The sequence below is a fragment of the Limnochorda sp. genome (assembly GCF_047459355.1).
Taxonomy (GTDB): domain Bacteria; phylum Bacillota; class Limnochordia; order Limnochordales; family Limnochordaceae; genus Limnochorda.
In genome coordinates, this window is the sequence record NZ_VSCV01000082.1 from 1 (window position 1) to 1,718 (window position 1,718).

At 61.4% G+C, this 1,718-nt stretch carries 2 protein-coding genes and 1 pseudogene; all 3 read right to left on the reverse strand.

Annotated features, from left to right (window positions below; all coding sequences use genetic code 11):
- Nucleotides 1-434: pseudogene (locus FWJ67_RS10965) on the reverse strand (hypothetical protein); the annotation flags it as partial.
- Between the two features lie 31 nt (nucleotides 435-465).
- Nucleotides 466-963 carry a hypothetical protein gene (locus FWJ67_RS10970; protein WP_414482839.1) on the reverse strand — a complete coding sequence of 166 codons (498 nt, stop codon included), beginning with the start codon at nucleotides 961-963 and terminating at the stop codon, nucleotides 466-468.
- Between the two features lie 13 nt (nucleotides 964-976).
- Nucleotides 977-1,528: a hypothetical protein gene (locus FWJ67_RS10975; RefSeq protein ID WP_414482840.1), complete on the reverse strand. Its 552-nt coding sequence runs from the start codon at nucleotides 1,526-1,528 to the stop codon at nucleotides 977-979.
- Between the last annotated feature and the right edge of the window lie 190 nt (nucleotides 1,529-1,718).

Below are 1,718 nucleotides of genomic sequence, written 5' to 3' on the forward strand. Positions count from 1 at the left end.
ATCCAGACGGCGGTTCCAGCGGAGGCCGGGGAGCCGTCACTGCGCCGAACCTCGGATACGTGTCGCTTCCTGCTCCCATCCCAGGACCGAATGAGCTTGTCGTCTGCGATGATTCCGGCTCTCTGAAGAACGTCGGCCACGCCTTCCAAGGCGTTCGATAAATCAGGCTCGTTGCCGGAGTAGACGACGTAAGCCTTCACCCACATCGGCTGATCAATCGGGTACCGGTGCCCGGTTGCCTTCCTGGCCTGGAGCTGGTGAATCAGCGACGCGAGCGCCTGCGCCTCCCACTTTTTGTACGCCTTCGACGGTATGAACTTGGGCTTCGTCATAACCCCGCCTTTGAGGCGGGGGTAGACGAGGCGCCGCGAATTCTTCAGACTGCGTATGGTTCCCGGTATGTATCCTGCGAACAATTCACGTTGCTGATCCATGGTTTAAGCATACCACCAATCGTGCAGATTGTCAAGTGTATTTCTCTACCAGCTTCAGAACCGTCCAGCCCATCGTTTGGTAGAGACGGAATGCTTCCAGAGCCTTCTTGGAGAGAGGCTCGTTCTTAGGCACGGGCACCCACAGGCCCTCGGATGCACCGGCGGCCACCAGGGTATCGTGGAGTCTCCGACCTCCAACCGGAGAGCTTGAGCCGTAGGGATCGAGGCGGAGCAGGTAGTGGCCTCGCTTCGATGGGGCCACGATCAGCCATCCGAACTCAGGGTTGTAACCGACATCCACGTTCATGACCGTCTTGTTGCCTAGGATCTTCTGAGCTAGGGCCCGGAAGAAGATGAGCTTCTTCTTGTCGAGCTTCGCGGCTTCCACGCCGGGACGAGCCGCGTTGTGCTTGGCCCAGACGATGCCCTCGTCGGCTCGCTTTACCGTGACCTCTCCGGAATAGATGCCACCGGGGTCTTCGTCCCTGAGTCCCATAGATGGATTCGTGGTAAACAGCTCATCCCTCACTGGCGTCAGCCTCCTATGCCTCTCCGTACATCAGTTTGGCGAACTCCTGTACTTCCTGCGGGTCCACAAGCTCATAGGCACCGGCGTTGGGAACGCCGTCCTGTTTCTTCTGGCCCATCTCCCACGGTCGCTTGTTGCGGAATTCCTGCACGGCCATCTGCCTGATCTTCCAGGGTTGGGTGCCCGCGGGGGCTTCCCTGCGTATGATCTCGATCAGGAACTCAGCAGGCACACCCGCCTTGAGCGCGGCGTCACAGTGCTTCCGGCGGCTCACCGAGATGGCCGCGAGGCTCTTAGAGGTCGGCGGATCGGATTCGTTCCAGGCCATGACGCATTTATCGAGCAGGCGTTCGTAGTCATCACCGTCGCCTGTGGACCTATCAGGACCCTCGCGCGTGCGCGCGCGCGCGTTACGCGCGGTTGGTTGGTTAGGTTGGTTGGTAGGTATGGTTGGTTGCGATTCGGGGGCGATATCCCCCCCGATTCGCCCCCCCGAATCGCCCCCGATATCGCCCCCGATATCGCCCCCGATATCGCCCCCGATATCGCCCCCGATAAGCCCCATGACATCGCCATTCCGAGTCGGAGGAGAGGATCGGAGAGGGGTTCGGGGATCGGTGGATCGGGGTGAGGATCGGGGCGAGGATCGGGGCGATGTCGCCCCCGATATCGCCCCCGATTCGCCCCCCGATATCGGGGGCGATGTCGCCCCCGATGTCGCCCCCGATGTCGCCCCCGAATCGCCCCCCGATGCA

Excerpts from the sequence above, each read along its gene's own strand:
- FWJ67_RS10975 (WP_414482840.1), bottom strand. The coding sequence starts at position 1,528 with ATGGGGCTTATCGGGGGCGATATCGGGGGCGATATCGGGGGCGATATC.